The 14,404-nt window shown below is 62.7% G+C and carries 12 protein-coding genes; 1 reads left to right on the forward strand and 11 read right to left on the reverse strand.

Annotation, left to right across the window (positions count from 1 at the left end):
• Positions 1-26 precede the first annotated feature (26 nt).
• From M5G18_RS14925 to arnB, 9 genes are read right to left on the reverse strand one after another with little or no spacing between them, the layout of a single operon-like run.
• Positions 27-1,646: an ArnT family glycosyltransferase gene (locus M5G18_RS14925; protein WP_273899538.1), complete on the reverse strand. Its 1,620-nt coding sequence runs from the start codon at positions 1,644-1,646 to the stop codon at positions 27-29.
• Positions 1,619-2,998: a UDP-glucose dehydrogenase family protein gene (locus M5G18_RS14930; RefSeq protein WP_273899536.1), complete on the reverse strand. Its 1,380-nt coding sequence runs from the start codon at positions 2,996-2,998 to the stop codon at positions 1,619-1,621. The genes M5G18_RS14925 and M5G18_RS14930 overlap by 28 nt, the downstream gene beginning before the upstream one ends.
• Complete coding sequence (arnF, locus tag M5G18_RS14935; RefSeq protein WP_273899534.1) at positions 2,995-3,399, reverse strand: 4-amino-4-deoxy-L-arabinose-phosphoundecaprenol flippase subunit ArnF; 405 nt, start codon at positions 3,397-3,399, stop codon at positions 2,995-2,997. The genes M5G18_RS14930 and arnF overlap by 4 nt, the downstream gene beginning before the upstream one ends.
• Positions 3,396-3,740 (reverse strand): 4-amino-4-deoxy-L-arabinose-phosphoundecaprenol flippase subunit ArnE, encoded by a 345-nt coding sequence (arnE, locus tag M5G18_RS14940; protein WP_221534923.1) that lies wholly within the window; start codon positions 3,738-3,740, stop codon positions 3,396-3,398. The genes arnF and arnE overlap by 4 nt, the downstream gene beginning before the upstream one ends.
• On the reverse strand, positions 3,737-5,386 hold the full coding sequence (gene arnT / locus M5G18_RS14945) for a lipid IV(A) 4-amino-4-deoxy-L-arabinosyltransferase (protein WP_273899533.1): 1,650 nt from the start codon (positions 5,384-5,386) through the stop codon (positions 3,737-3,739). The genes arnE and arnT overlap by 4 nt, the downstream gene beginning before the upstream one ends.
• Positions 5,383-6,267 (reverse strand): 4-deoxy-4-formamido-L-arabinose-phosphoundecaprenol deformylase, encoded by an 885-nt coding sequence (gene arnD, locus M5G18_RS14950; protein WP_273899532.1) that lies wholly within the window; start codon positions 6,265-6,267, stop codon positions 5,383-5,385. The genes arnT and arnD overlap by 4 nt, the downstream gene beginning before the upstream one ends.
• Positions 6,267-8,258, reverse strand: a complete 1,992-nt coding sequence (arnA, locus tag M5G18_RS14955; protein WP_273899531.1) for a bifunctional UDP-4-amino-4-deoxy-L-arabinose formyltransferase/UDP-glucuronic acid oxidase ArnA — start codon at positions 8,256-8,258, stop codon at positions 6,267-6,269. Before arnA ends, arnD begins: the two co-directional genes overlap by 1 nt.
• Positions 8,255-9,289 (reverse strand): undecaprenyl-phosphate 4-deoxy-4-formamido-L-arabinose transferase, encoded by a 1,035-nt coding sequence (gene arnC / locus M5G18_RS14960; protein WP_273899530.1) that lies wholly within the window; start codon positions 9,287-9,289, stop codon positions 8,255-8,257. The genes arnA and arnC overlap by 4 nt, the downstream gene beginning before the upstream one ends.
• Positions 9,286-10,434, reverse strand: a complete 1,149-nt coding sequence (arnB, locus tag M5G18_RS14965; RefSeq protein WP_273899528.1) for a UDP-4-amino-4-deoxy-L-arabinose aminotransferase — start codon at positions 10,432-10,434, stop codon at positions 9,286-9,288. The genes arnC and arnB overlap by 4 nt, the downstream gene beginning before the upstream one ends.
• Positions 10,435-10,865: 431 nt before the next feature.
• On the opposite strand from arnB, the gene M5G18_RS14970 reads away from it, so the two are divergent.
• The gene (locus M5G18_RS14970) at positions 10,866-11,756 is read left to right on the forward strand and encodes a site-specific integrase (RefSeq protein WP_273899639.1); all 891 of its coding nucleotides are present in this window, start codon (positions 10,866-10,868) and stop codon (positions 11,754-11,756) included.
• On the opposite strand, the gene M5G18_RS14975 is transcribed toward M5G18_RS14970, so the two are convergent.
• The gene (locus M5G18_RS14975) at positions 11,757-12,809 is read right to left on the reverse strand and encodes an ABC transporter ATP-binding protein (protein WP_273899527.1); all 1,053 of its coding nucleotides are present in this window, start codon (positions 12,807-12,809) and stop codon (positions 11,757-11,759) included. It lies immediately after the preceding gene.
• Entirely contained in the window at positions 12,806-14,401 is a 1,596-nt protein-coding gene (locus tag M5G18_RS14980) for an ABC transporter permease (protein ID WP_273899526.1), read from the reverse strand. The genes M5G18_RS14975 and M5G18_RS14980 overlap by 4 nt, the downstream gene beginning before the upstream one ends.
• Positions 14,402-14,404: the final 3 nt, after the last annotated feature.

The raw sequence follows: 14,404 nt of genomic DNA on the forward strand, positions 1-14,404 counted from the left end.
TCCCTGTCGAAATCACGTCGCGCAGGTTAAGGCGTCAGCCACAGCAACACATAATCGTTTTTGTCGAAACGCCCGCTCAGCGCCGGCTGCAGCGTTCCGAGCGGCGTGCCTTGCAGAGCCTGATAGTCGCTGCGATCCATCATCAGCCACGCCGGTCCCTTGAGCGCTTCGAGCGCTTGCGTGGTTTCAGTGAACAGCGGTTGCAGATCCTGCTCGACGTTGACCATGAACTTGATTGCCTTGGCGTCCTTGCCCATGCCGTGCAGCACCAGCGGCGCGGGTTGCTCGTGGATTCGCGCAAGCGCCGCCTGGCTGAAGGTTCGCGTGTCATACAGCTGGCGCTCCACTGGTTCGAACACCAGCGCGTACGCCGACCAGACCGCCAGCACGGCGCTGAACGCAAGGACTTCGGTTCGCCAGCGCGGCCGCCACAACCGCGACAACGCGGCCATTTGCAGCAATCCGAGCACGATCATTACCGGCGTCAGGTCGGTCAACGACTCGAGAAACCGTCGCTGCGCCACCCACAACATGACGATCAACAAGGCAGGGATCAGCAACCACAATCCCTGCATGCCGACGCGCAGCCAGGCAAACACCCGGCCATGCACTACCTGAAACGGATACGCCGCGATGATCGCCGCCATGGGCAGCATCGGCAGCAGGTAGCGGGCCTTTTTCGCCTGGGGAATCGACAGCCCGAGCATCACGATCAACCCCGCAGCGGCGCAATACTGCACCAGTCGCAAGGCCGGGCCGCGCTGGCGGGGCTTGCTCAGCCACGCCGCTGCCAGTGCCAGCAAGGCCAGCGGATACGCCAGCGCGTAGTTGCCCAAAGAACTGGTGAAGTAATACAGCGAACCGCTGACGCCCTCGCTGCCGTCCATGCGCCCCATGAACTGCATGCGGATCACGTCCTGCCGAAACGCCGGCCCGCCGCTGACATCCGCCAACCACAACAACAGCCCGACGCAGGCCGCCAGCAACAGCGAAGCCAGCACACCGAAGGTCAACAGGCGCGACCATTGGCGATCCAGCAGGTAGTAACTGCACAGCATGCCGGTCGGCACCACCAGCCCGATCGGCCCGCGAATGCCAAACCCCAGTAGCAACAGAATGAACACCAGCGGCCAGCGTCGACCGGCAGCGAAATGGTCGTGGGCATAGCCGAGGTAGAACACCGAAAACGCCACGGCGGCGAGCATCAGATCCTGCGACACCGCGCGGGTCTCGGTGATGAAGGTGCTGGTGAGCATCAGCAGCGCGATGCTGACCACCGCCCAGCGCACCGAAGAGGGCGCGAGCAAGCGATACATCAACGTCACGATCACCGCGCCGGCGACAGCGCTCGGCAGCCACGCCGTCAGGCTGTTGACCGTCCCGAACGGCAACGACAATAGCCAGATGAACAAGGTCGACAGCGACGAATAATCGGCGTACGGCTGACCATAAGTAGTGGGAAACACACTGGGCCCGTGGCGGAGCATTTCCTGGGCGAACAACACGAAGCGCGAGTCGAAACCGATGGGCGCCTGCCCGTACACGCCGGCGATGAACAGCAGAAACGCCAGCAGCCCTGCGATCAGGGACTGCCGGCGCAGGGCAGGGGTTAAACCGATCAAGCCACGTCCGAGGCGTGCGGCCATTGCTGCAACGGAATCGGCAAGGTGCGCGATTCGCCACGGCCCATCGGGAAGTAATGAAAGCCGTTGCGGGCCAGGCGTTCGGCGTCGTACAGGTTACGGCCGTCGAAGATTACCGGGGCCTTGAGGCGTTGCTGGATCAGGTCGAAATCCGGCGCCTTGAACTGCTGCCATTCGGTGCAGATGATCAGCGCGTCGGAACCGGCGAGCACCGATTCCGGGGTGCCCATCAGCATCAGTTTCGATTCTTCCGGGTACAGATGCTGGGTTTCCTGCATCGCTTCCGGGTCGAACGCCCGCACGCTGGCGCCAGCAGCCCACAGCGATTCCAGCAGAACCCGGCTCGGCGCATCGCGCATGTCGTCGGTGTTCGGCTTGAACGCCAAGCCCCACAGGGCGAAGGTTTTGCCGCGCAGTTCGCCCTTGTAGAACGCGTTGATGCGTTCAAACAGCTTGTGTTTCTGCCGCTGGTTGATCGCTTCCACCGCTTGCAGCAAATCGCTGGAGCAGTGCGCCTCTTCGGCGCTATGGATCAGCGCGCGCATGTCTTTGGGGAAGCACGAGCCGCCGTAACCGCAACCGGGGTAGATGAAGTGGTAACCGATGCGGCTGTCGGCGCCGATGCCCTGGCGCACCGATTCGATGTCCGCGCCCAGGTGTTCGGCCAGTTCGGCGATCTGGTTGATGAAGCTGATCTTGGTCGCCAGCATGCAGTTGGCGGCGTACTTGGTCAGCTCGGCGCTGCGCAGGTCCATGAACATGATGCGGTCGTGGTTGCGGTTGAACGGCGAATACAGGTCACGCATCACGTCGCGCACTTCTTCGCGCTCGCAGCCGATGACGATCCGGTCGGGCCGACGGCAATCGGCGACCGCCGAACCTTCCTTGAGAAATTCCGGGTTGGACACGATATCGAACTGCAACAGGCGCCCGGCCTTGATCAGCGCTTTGTCCAGGTGGGTGCGCAAGGTGTCGCCGGTACCGACGGGTACGGTGGATTTCTCCACCAGAATCAGCGGTTTTTCACGGTGACGGGCCACGGCGTCACCCACCGACAACACGTAACGCAGGTCGGCCGAGCCGTCTTCCTTCGACGGAGTGCCGACGGCAATGAACGCAACCTTGCCGTGCTGCACCGCAAGTTGTTCATCGCAGGTGAATTGCAGGCGCCCGGCGTCCAGGCCTTCGCGAACCAGACTGGCCAGCCCCGGCTCGAAAATGCTGACGTGACCCTGGCGCAGCAGCTCGACTTTTTTCTCGTCGATGTCCATGCACACCACGTCATGGCCGACTTCGGCCAGCACGGCGGCCTGCACCAGGCCGACATAACCGCTACCAAACACTGTGATTTTCATGGCGAACTCCTCAATTCGGGCGCACGGGCCGGACGAGTGTTGATGGTGATGACCCCGAGCATGACCAGCGCCACGCCCAGTGATTTAGAGAAACTGAAGGATTCGTTGAACAGCGGCAGGCTGGCCGCCAGCAGGTACACCAGTGCGTAGCTGATGCTCAGCAGCGAATAGGCCCGGCCCAGCGGCAGATCGCGCAGGGCGGCGAGCCAGCAGAGCATCGACAGCGCATAGGCGAAGATCGCCGCGAGCACCACGGCCAGCGCGGTTGAATCGACGCTGGGCACGGCCAGCCACTGATCGGGTCGGGGCAGGCGCGTCATGCTCCAGCGCATGCTCAGTTGCGCCATGCTGACCAGCAGCACGCTGGCCAGGGCGAAGAAGATTCCACGACTCTGGTTCATGACTGTTGCCCCAACAGCGCCACGCCACCGATTACCAGAAACACGCCGAACCAGTGTTGAACGTCGACGGGCTCCTTGAACACGAAGCGGGCGATCAGGGTGATGATCACGAAATTGAGGCTGAGCATCGGGTAGGCGATGCTGACCGGCAGGCGCTGCAACACCAACAGCCACACCAGCAGACCGGTGCCGAGGGCAAACAGCGCCAGCCACAGCCACGGCGAGCGCACTTTGCGCGACCACGACAGGCTCGCGCCGCGCCAGCTCTCGACGGCGAATTTCTGCGCGACCTGGCCCAGGCAGGTCAGCACGCAGGCGAGTAAGAGCAGCCACAGGCTCATGACGCCTCCTGCGGAAGAATCACGATCACCAGATTGCCTTGCTCATAACGAACGCCGTCCTTGGGCAGTCTGTCGAGTTCGTCCAGTTCGTCTTGCCCCTTGACCCGCATCACCACGCCGACCGAACCGGTCTTGCGGGCTTCGCGCATCCACTGTTGCACCTGATCGGGATCGACCCGTTGGTGAATGCCGTCAGGATAGGCAAGGCCATATTTCAATTCGCCTATCGTGTTGTACATCGCCACCTGCGGGCGTTTGACCCGCCAGGACAGGGCCGACGCGGCGCCCAGATCGTTGCTCAACAGGTGCGTGGTGGCCGCCAGTTCCGCCTGGTGGGCGAGCACGAATTGGTCGGGCATCTTGTTCGCCACCACCGATTTCGGCAGCGCTGCCGGCAGCAGCGCGATCAGCAGCAAACTGCCCACCGCCGGCGCCGCCCAGCATTGCAACGGGCGGAATGCTTGCAGCAGGTTGCTGATGATCCAGCCGGTCAGGGCGATGAACACCAGCACCAGGCTGTGCAATTCGTGGTCGTACAGCGGACGCTTGAGCTGCACGTAAACCAGCGCGATGAGCGTGACCAGTCCCAGAAACAGATTCAGCAGGCCATTGAGGCCCAGAGCCCGGCCTTGCTCCAGGCGCAGGCGATCGGCCAGCGCGTGGCCCAGCAGCAATGCCAGCGGCAGCAGGCACGGCAGGATGTAGGTCGGCAGCTTGCCGTTGCTCAGGCTGAAGAACAGCAGCGGCATCAGCAGCCACAGGCCGAGAAACGCGATGCCGGTTTCGCGGCGGTTCTGCCATGCCTGCTTGAATGCCACCGGCAACATCCCGACCCACGGCAGACTGAACGCGACCAGCAGCGGCAGGTAGAACCACCACGGCGCGTCATGCTGGGCATCGTCCCCGGCAAAACGGCGGATGTGCTCGTGCCAGAAGAAGAACCGCCAGTAATCCGGTTCCTGACCGTGCACCGCCAACGCCCACGGCAGACTGACGATGATCGCCACCGCAATGGCCACCGGGCCGTACAGCAGCAATTCCTTCCAGCGTTTTTGCCAGAGCATCCACGGCAAGGCGACCAGCACCGGCAGCAGCCAGGCGAGAAAACCCTTGGTCATGAACCCCATGCCGCAGGCCAGGCCCAGCACCGCCCAACCGGCCAGGCGCTGACCATTGGAACGGCTGTCGAGAGCAAACCACAGGGCCACCAGACTCAGGTTGACCCAAAAGGTGAATTGCGGATCGAGGTTGGCGTAATCAGCCTGGCCGGCGACGATGGTGAAACTCATGTAGAGCAGGGCGCAGACGAAGCTTTTGCGCGGGTCGTTCCACAAGCGGCGAGCGATGAGGAAGCACAGCAGCACGCTCAGCCCGGTGCTCAGGGCCGAGGCAAACCGCACGCCAAACAGGTTCTGTCCGAACACGGCCTGCCCGATAGCGATCATCCAGTATCCGGCCGCCGGTTTTTCGAAGTAACGCAGGTTCATGAAATGCGGCGACACCCAGTTGCCGCTCAGCAGCATTTCCTGGCTGATCTGCGCATAACGGGTTTCATCAGGAATCCACAGACCATGACTGCCCAGCGGCAGCAGATAGGCCAGCAGGAAAATCCCCAGCAACAGCGGCAATGCCCAGCGTTTGCTCATGCGCCTTGCACTCCCAGCCAGCCTTCGCGCCCTTCGAGGGCGCCGCGTTGCACGCGGCCGACGGGCAGGGTGTTGAGAAACGCGGGCAGCAGATTGCCCAGGGGCTGAAAATTGATATGTCGTTGGCGTGCGTCGGCCAGCAGTCGACGAAAATCTTCGGCCATCAGAATCCCTTCTACTTCGGCGTGAATGGTGTAGACGTTGAGGTTGTCCGGGCGGAACCGGTCGAGGATGAAGGCGTTGAAATCCTTCGCCGCCACAGTCGGCCCGACCACTTCATCGAAGGTCGGCAAGTCCACCGGAATCTGCGGCGCACCGACCGATCCGTCAGACAGCAACGGTCGGAACAGCCGCTGCCCACGGCAATCGCTGTTGTAGCGAAAGCCGAAGGCCTGTTTGGCTTCGATCACACGCTCGTCCGCACGCCAACCGGCGGCGGCCGAACACGTAACCTTTTCGCCGAGGATGTCGCTCAAGGTGTCGACGCCCTGACGGATCTGCTCGACCAGTTGCGCATCGCTCCAGCGCCCGGCATTGGCCTGCCAGCCATGGTGATCCCAGGCGTGCAGGCCGACTTCGTGGCCGGCGGCCCGGGCCTGACGCATCAGGTGCCCGAGGTCGCGGCCGATCGGTTTGCCCGGCCAGGCAGTGCCGGCCAGCAGGATGTCCCAGCCGTACAAGCCGGCGGCGTTGGAGCGCAGCATCTTCCAGAGGAACTGCGGACGGATCAGGCGCCACAGATGCCGGCCCATGTTGTCCGGGCCGACACTGAAGAAAAACGTCGCCTTGATCTGCGCTTCATCGAGGATTTCCAGCAAGCGCGGCACACCTTCGCGGGTGCCGCGAAAGGTGTCGACGTCGATGCGCAAACCGGCCTGCATCAACGCTTGCTCTCGATTTCGGCCATTGCCTCACGCAAGAAGAAATCCAGCGTGTTGCCGATGGTCTCGCGCATTTCCACGGTCGGCGTCCAGTCCAGCAGGCGCTTGGCGTTGGCGATGCTCGGTTTGCGGTGCTCGACGTCCTGGTAACCGGCGCCGTAGAACGCCTTGCTTTCCACGTCGCGGAAACCGGCGAACGGTGGGAAGTTGGAACGCAGCGGATGAGCCTCGAACTGACGCAGCAGTTCTTCGCCCAACTGGCGAATGCTCGCTTCGTTGTCCGGGTTGCCGATGTTGATGATCTGGCCGTTGCAGACGTCGTTGTCGTTATCGATGATTCGCGCGAGCGCCTCGACGCCATCGGCGATGTCGGTGAAGCAGCGTTTCTGCTCGCCGCCGTCGAACAGGCGGATCGGCGTGCCTTCCACCAGGTTGAGGATCAATTGGGTGATGGCGCGGGAACTGCCGATACGCGCCGAGTCGAGGCGATCCAGCCGTGGGCCCATCCAGTTGAAGGGGCGGAACAGGGTGAAGTTCAGGCCTTTGGCGCCGTAGGCCCAGATCACTCGGTCCAGCAGTTGCTTGGATACCGAGTAGATCCAGCGCTGCTTGTTGATCGGGCCGACGATCAGGTTCGAGCTGTCTTCGTCGAAGTGCTTGTCCTGGCACATGCCATAGACTTCCGAGGTCGACGGGAAGATCACGCGCTTGTTGTATTTGACGCAGTAGCGCACCAGTTTCAGGTTTTCTTCGAAGTCGAGTTCGAACACCCGCAGTGGGTTGCGCGTGTATTCGATCGGCGTGGCGATGGCCACCAGCGGCAGGACCACGTCGCATTTCTTGATGTGGTACTCGATCCACTCCGAGTGAATGCTGATATCACCTTCGACGAAGTGGAAACGCGGATGACTGCGCAGGCGGTCGATGGCATCGGAGCCGATGTCCAGGCCATAGACTTCGTAGCGCTCGTCACGCAGCAGACGCTCGGACAAATGGTTGCCGATGAAACCGTTGACGCCGAGGATCAGCACCCGAGTACGGCGTGGGCCACGACCGGACTCGGCGCCGCGCAACAGCGAGCCGTCCACCAGACCGAGTTCATTGGCCAGTTGCGGGCCGCTCAGGTACAGGCCGTTGTCGTTGCGCTGGCCGGCGTTGATCACCAGCGAGTCTTCACCGCAGGCGATGCGCAGCGGATCGACGCTGATGACCCGGCCCGGCGCCTGGCCTTCGTTGCCCTTGACCACGTCGGCGCTCCACACAACCAGCTTGTGCTCGCCCACCGCGCAAAAGGCGCCCGGGTAAGGCTGAGTCACGGCCCGCACCAGATTGAACAGTTTTTCGGCAGGTTGCGCCCAGACCAGTTTGCCGTCTGCCGCGGTTCGACGGCCGAACACCGTGGCTTTCGATTCGTCTTGCGGGGTTTCGCTGATTTTGCCCTGAAGCATCGCCGGCAGTGCATCGCGCAGCAGGTCGCTGGCGGCGGTCCGCAGTTTGCCGTGCAGGCTCAGCGCGGTGTCGCTGCGTTCGATGGCCACGCGTTGCTGGGCCAGGATGGCGCCGGCGTCGGCACGCTTGACCATGCGGTGCAGGGTGACGCCGGTCTCGGTTTCGCCGTTGACCAGCACCCAGTTGGCCGGAGCGCGGCCACGGTAGCGCGGCAGCAGGGAGCCGTGCAGGTTGAACGCGCCTTTTTTGGCGGTGGCCAGCAAGGGTTCGCTCAGCAGGTTGCGATAGTAGAAGGAGAAGATGTAATCCGGATCGAGCTTGGCAATCCGCTCGATCCACAGCGGGTGGTTGGCGTCTTCCGGCGCATGAACCGCGATGCCTTTGTTGGCGCACAGTTGCGCGACCGAGGCGTAGAACGCGTTTTCCTGCGGGTCATCGGCATGGGTGAACACGGCCGCAATGTCGTAGCCGCTGTCGAGCAGGGCTTGAATGCCGGCGCAGCCAATATCGTGGTAAGCGAAGACAACAGTTTTTGCACTCATGAGAGAACCTGACCGGTAGTAGAAGTTGTAGAAGCAGTAGAGGAAAGACCATCCACGGTGACCGCAGGCGCCGGAGTGGCGGGGTGGCTGCGCAGCACCTTTTCAATGAAAAAGCGTGGGCGGGCGCGCACGTCGCTGTACATGCGTCCCAGGTATTCGCCGAGCAGGCCCATACCGATGAACTGGCCACCGGTAAACACGAACAGCACCGCGAACAGCACGAACATGCCGTCACCGGCCCAGCCGGAACCGAAGGCCAGACGCAATACGATCAACGCCGCCGCGAACAGCACGCCGAGCCCGGCCATGGCGAAGCCGACGATGCTCAGCAGCCGCAACGGTGTGGTGGTCATGCAGGTGATCAAGTCGAACATCAGGTTGATCAGGCGCATCGGGCTGTATTTCGAATCGCCGTGTTCGCGCTCGGCGTGGGCCACGGGGATTTCCGTGGTGTGCCGGGCGAAGCTGTTGGCGAGGATCGGAATGAACGTGCTGCGTTCGCGGCAGGCGAGCATCGCGTCGATGATGGTGCGGCGGTAGGCGCGCAGCATGCAGCCGTAGTCGCTCATGGCGACGCCGGTGGAGCGCTGCACGGCGAGGTTGATGAGTTTCGATGGATAGCGGCGCAGGGCCGAATCCTGACGATTGCCGCGCACCGTGCCGACGACGTCAAAGCCTTTTTCGGCCTCGGCCACCAGGCGCGGGATTTCTTCCGGCGGGTTCTGCAGGTCGGCGTCGAGGGTGATCACCACGTCGCCCTTGCACTGTTCGAAACCGGCCATGATCGCCGCGTGCTGGCCGTAGTTGCGGTTGAGGATGACGGCCACGAACGGGCTGTCCACGACGGACGCGGCGTCTTCGAGCAATTGCGCGGAAGCGTCGCGGCTGCCGTCGTCGACCAGCACGATTTCGTAGTCATGCCGCAGTTGCTGGCAGGCGGCCTGGGTGCGGCGCAGCAGTTCCGGCAGGCTGTCTTCTTCGTTGTAGACCGGGATGACGATCGACACGCAATGAATCGGATAAGGTCTCACGGGCGTTTCCCCATCAGGTGTTCAATGGCCCCGACGACCCGGTCCAGATCCTGGTCGGTCATGTCGGGAAACAAGGGAATGGAGCACAGCCGCGCCGAGTTCCACTCGGTGTCGGGCAGGTACAGGTGCGGATCACGCTGGCGATACCAGGTGTGCAGGTGGGTGGCGATGAAGTGGATGCCGGTGCCGATGCCTTGCTCCTGCAAACCCTTCATGAAGGTTTCGCGGTCCATCCCGCAGCGCTCGCTGTCGATGCGCAGGATGAACAGGTGCCAGGCGTGCTGTTGGGCGTATGGCGGCACGGCCAGTGGTTGCACCGGCAGGCCTTCGAGTTTTTGCAGGTATTGCGTGGCCAGTTCGGTGCGGCGGGCGTTGATTGCGTCCAGACGCTCCAGTTGCACCAGCGCAATCGCGGCGTTGATGTCGGCCAGGTTGTATTTGAAACCGGGCTCGATCACCTGGGCCTGGGGTTTGCGGCCGTGGGTCAGGCGGTCGTAGGCATCGACGCCCAGGCCATGAAACTTGAGCATGCGCACACGGTTGGCCAAGGCTTCGTCGTCGGTGACGAACATCGCGCCTTCGGCGCAGGTCATGTTCTTGATCGCGTGGAACGAGAAGATCGCGGTGCCTTGCGAACCCACGTGACGGCCCTTGTAGCGGGTGCCGGCGGCGTGGGCGGCGTCTTCGATCACGGCGATGCCGTGCTTGTCGGCCAGCACGTAGAGCGGATCGAGGTCAAACGCGGCGCCGGCGTAATGCACCGGAATGATCGCTTTGGTGCGCGGGGTGATGGCGGCTTCGATGCGCGCGGCGTCGGTCATCAGGGTGTCGCGGTCGACATCGACGAACACCGGCGTGGCGCCGAGCAGGGAAATCATGTTGGCGGTGGACACCCAGGTCTGCGACGGGGTGATGACTTCATCGCCGGGGCCGATTCCCAGCGCCAGCAACGTTACATGCATGGCACCGGTGGCGGAGGAAAGTGCCACGGAGTGGCGGCAACCGACGTACTGGGCAAACTGTTCTTCAAGAGCCTGGTTTTTCGGCCCGGTGGTGATCCAGCCGGAGCGCAGAACTTGCTCCACGGCGGCAATTTCTTCATCACCGATACTGGGGCGGGAGAAGGGGAGAAACGCCTGACTCATGCACACCTCATTGCAAAGAAAAAAGAAATAGATCCATTGAAATGTTGGATCCAATCAAAGCGTAGACGCGAAAAAATCCTTTGCATCAATAAGTTGCCAAGACGACATAACGTCGGGTTCGGTTGACTTTTCAGGCATTGCCCGGCAGCTTGGGCAGCGCCGGCACAGGACTCAGTGGAATTAAGGTTATGCCCGTTTTTGTGAAAGGAACATGAAAAACCGGTCGGAGAATCGTTTATCTGAAACCCATACAGCCACTGTTCAGACTTCTACCGTTTATCGCGGTTTTTAGTAGAAAAGTCCTACGGAAGTGTTCCCCTTATATTAAGAATGTTGCAGTTGTTAGTTGCTGTGTTGAACTGCTTTTACTCAAGGCCCGACGTTTGATTGACTTACCCGTTGCATCCCCCGACACCCTGAAAACCAATCCGATGACCGTGTATCTGGCGCGTTTGGCTCCCTCCAGCCAGCTCACCATGCGTTACGTTTTACAAGATGCTGCCGACCGTCTCGGCTTCGAAGACATGAACGTCGAAGACATTCCCTGGCACGCGCTGCAGCCGGAAGATGTCGTTGCATTAGTCGCCGCATTACGTGAAGACAACTACGCACCAAACACTTCTTCGCTGTATGTAAACGCCATTCGCGGTGTGATGAATGAAGCCTGGCGCATGAGTCTTATCAGCCAGGAACATCTATTGAAGATGCGCTCGGTCAAAGGCATTGCCGGCACGCGCCTGTCCCAAGGGCGCAATCTGAAGCGCACGCTGATTCATGAATTGATGGAAGTCTGCGCGGCCGATCCGCGACCACAGGGTTTGCGTGATGCGGCGGTGATTGCGCTGTTGTACGGCACCGGCATGCGCAAGTCGGAGTCGGTGGATCTGGATCTGAATCAGGTGGACTTCACCGAACGCAGTTTGTGCGTCACCGCCAAGGGCAATAAACAGCTGATCAAATACGCGCCGGCCTGGGCGTTCGCCAAACTGAATGCCTGGCTGGAGTTCCGTCGCTCGGAACTCAAGGAAGGCGAGAGCGACGACGCGTTTCTGTTCAACCGTATTCGCCGTGGCAGCCACATCACCCGCGAGCGCATCACCAAGCACGCGATCTATTACATCGCCCGCCAGCGCGGCACCCAGGTCGGGGTGAAGATCATGCCCCATGATTTCCGGCGTTCGTTCATCACCCGGGTGATCGAAGAGCATGACCTGTCGATCGCCCAGAAGCTGGCCCATCACAGCAACATCCAGACGACCGCCAATTACGACGTGCGCGACGACAACGAGCGGCGCCGTGCGGTGGATCGCTTCGACCTGTAGTCAGGGTGTTGCAAAGACGTGGGCCGCTCCCAGAATGGACAATTGCACAGCGCTGCCAGCGGGTGGCGCGTGCATCCCGGAGCTGCGCACCAGCAGTGAGCGACCGGGGCGGGCCTGAGAGCGAAGTTCCACGGTCAGGGTGCAGACGTTGCCGCCAAAGTCCCGATCGGTGACCACTGCGTGGCAGCCGTCCGGGTCGGCGGGAATGTCCGACAGTTGCAGCTGCTCGGGCCGCAACATGATCTGCGCAGCGCCGGAAAAACCGTTGGTGTTGACCGCCACCCGGCCCAGATCGCAATGGGCCCAACCGGCTTCGATCCGGGCGGGCATGACCACGGCTTCGCCGAGAAAACGCGCGGTCTGTTCATCGTCGGGGTAGCGGTAGAGGTCCATCGGATGCCCCGACTGCACCAGCCGCCCATCACGCATGACGGCCAACTGGTCGGCGAACGACAGCGCTTCGCCCTGATCGTGGGTCACCAGAATCGTGGTCACGCCGGCATCCTCCAGCAGGCGCGCGACCATTTTGCGCATGGCGCCGCGCAGGCCGGTGTCGAGGGCGGAAAAGGGCTCGTCGAGCAGCATCAGGCGTGGTCGCTGGGCCAGTGCCCGGGCGAGTGATACCCGCTGCTGTTGGCCGCCGGACAGTTCGTGAGGCCAGCGCGCGGCCATGTCGGCGTTCAGGGCCACGCTATCCATCAGCGCCTGAATGCGCTCGGTTCGGGTGTTGCCGGTTTCCGCCAGCCCGAAGCCGATGTTGTCGGCCACGGTCATGTGCGGAAACAACGCGCCGTCCTGCGGCACGTAACCGATCTGCCGTTGGTAAGCGGGCACGGCGTGGGTGCTGTCGACCAGGGTCTGGCCGTTCAGCGTCAGGCTGCCGGCGTCGGGGAATTCGAACCCGGCGATCATCCGCAACAGGGTGGTCTTGCCCGAGCCGGACGGACCGACGATCACCGTGCGGCTGCCGGTCGGAACGGACAGGTTGATGGTATCCAGCGCCGTTTGCGCGCCAAAGGATTTGCTGAGATTGATGATGTCGAGAGCGTTCATCGGCCGGCACTGCGCCTGGATTGGTGATAGAGGATGGCCGTGAGCGGCAGCGACAGCAGCACCATCAGCAGCGCATAAGGCGCTGCGGCGGCATAGTCGATTTCGCTGGTCATGGCCCAGAAACCGGTGGCCAGGGTGCGCGTGCCGTTGGGCGCGAGCAGCAGGGTCGCGGTCAGTTCATTGGCGATCGCCAGAAACACCAGCGCCGCGCCCGCCGCCGCACCGGGCGCCGCCAGACGCAAGGTGATCAGCCACAGGGCACGCAACGGTGAGCGGCCCAGGCTTTGCGCGATGTTTTCCAGCTCCACCGGCGCCTGTGCAAACCCGGCGCGCAGACTGACCAGCGCCCGGGGCAGAAACATCAGCAGGTAGGCCAGCAGCACGGTGATCGTGGTCTGGTAGATCGGTCGGGCGAAGTGGATGGTTACGGTCACCAACGCCAGTGCCACAACAATCCCCGGCAATGCGCTGGTGATGTAATTGCAGCCTTCGAGCAGGCGTTGCAGCTTGCCGGGGGCGCGGATCGACAGCCACGCAATCGGGATTGCCGCGAGGCTGGTCAACAGCGCGCCGGCCACGCCGAACGACAGTGTCTGCAACAACGCCGGCAGCAATTCGTTGCCTTGCCAGACCTCGGCACCACCGGCGATCAGCCATTTGCCGAGGGTCAGCAACGGCACGCCGAGGGCCAGCAGGCAGGTCAGGCCTTGCAGGCACAATCCCAGCGCGGCGGTGCGTCGGTGCAGGCGCACGGTGCGTTGTTCACGAGCGCTGCCGGAGCCGACGCGGGCGTATCGCGCATGACCACGGGCGCCGGATTCCACCAGCAGCATCGCCAGGCAACACAGCGCCAGAACGCTGGCGAGCATGTTGGCGGCGGGTCCGTTGAAGGTCGATTTGAACTGGTCGAAAATCGCCGTGGTGAAGGTGTCGAAGCGGATCATCGCGTACAGGCCATATTCGGCCAGCAGATGCAGGCCGACCAGCAGCGCACCTCCGCAGATCGCCAGCCGCAGTTGCGGCAACACCACCCGGAAAAACACCGCCCACGGCTTGAGGCCGAGGGATTCGGCGACGTCTTCAATCGCCGGATCGAGACGACGCAACGTCGCCGCAATCGGCAGGTACAGAAACGGAAAATAGGCGATCACCGACACCAGCACCCCGGCCGGCAATCCATTGATCGATGGAATCAGGCTGACCCACGCGTAGCTGTGCACGAACGCCGGCACCGCCAGCGGCGCGACCGCCAGCAGTGACCAAAGCCTTCGCCCCGGCAAGTCGGTGCGCTCGGTCAGCCAAGCCAGAGTGGTGCCGAGCACGATGCAGATCGGCAGGGTGATCAGCACCAGCAGCACGGTGTTGATCAGCAGCTCGGCGACCCGAGGGCGGAAGACCAACGCTTCGATGGTCGCCCACCCGGTGTACCACGACACGCCGATCACAAAGCCGATCGGCACCAGCGACAGCAGCGAACCCCCGATGGCCAGCACGACCACCCACGGGCTCCCGCGTCCATTGAGGGCGCGGGTCCGGCGTGACAAATGGGCGGAGGGCGCCGCAGCGATCTCCGCGGGCAGCGGTTCAGGCATCAA

This window comes from Pseudomonas aphyarum, assembly GCF_028657055.1.
GTDB lineage: Bacteria > Pseudomonadota > Gammaproteobacteria > Pseudomonadales > Pseudomonadaceae > Aquipseudomonas > Aquipseudomonas aphyarum.

What these genes read in the sequence shown, in the direction of transcription:
- M5G18_RS14925 (WP_273899538.1), bottom strand. Translation starts at nt 1,646, where the DNA reads ATGGCCGCACGCCTCGGACGTGGCTTGATCGGTTTAACCCCTGCCCTG.
- M5G18_RS14930 (WP_273899536.1), bottom strand. Translation starts at nt 2,998, where the DNA reads ATGAAAATCACAGTGTTTGGTAGCGGTTATGTCGGCCTGGTGCAGGCC.
- arnF (WP_273899534.1), bottom strand. Translation starts at nt 3,399, where the DNA reads ATGAACCAGAGTCGTGGAATCTTCTTCGCCCTGGCCAGCGTGCTGCTG.
- arnE (WP_221534923.1), bottom strand. Translation starts at nt 3,740, where the DNA reads ATGAGCCTGTGGCTGCTCTTACTCGCCTGCGTGCTGACCTGCCTGGGC.
- arnT (WP_273899533.1), bottom strand. Translation starts at nt 5,386, where the DNA reads ATGAGCAAACGCTGGGCATTGCCGCTGTTGCTGGGGATTTTCCTGCTG.
- arnD (WP_273899532.1), bottom strand. Translation starts at nt 6,267, where the DNA reads ATGCAGGCCGGTTTGCGCATCGACGTCGACACCTTTCGCGGCACCCGC.
- arnA (WP_273899531.1), bottom strand. Translation starts at nt 8,258, where the DNA reads ATGAGTGCAAAAACTGTTGTCTTCGCTTACCACGATATTGGCTGCGCC.
- arnB (WP_273899528.1), bottom strand. Translation starts at nt 10,434, where the DNA reads ATGAGTCAGGCGTTTCTCCCCTTCTCCCGCCCCAGTATCGGTGATGAA.
- M5G18_RS14970 (WP_273899639.1), top strand. Translation starts at nt 10,866, where the DNA reads ATGACCGTGTATCTGGCGCGTTTGGCTCCCTCCAGCCAGCTCACCATG.
- M5G18_RS14975 (WP_273899527.1), bottom strand. Translation starts at nt 12,809, where the DNA reads ATGAACGCTCTCGACATCATCAATCTCAGCAAATCCTTTGGCGCGCAA.
- M5G18_RS14980 (WP_273899526.1), bottom strand. Translation starts at nt 14,401, where the DNA reads ATGCCTGAACCGCTGCCCGCGGAGATCGCTGCGGCGCCCTCCGCCCAT.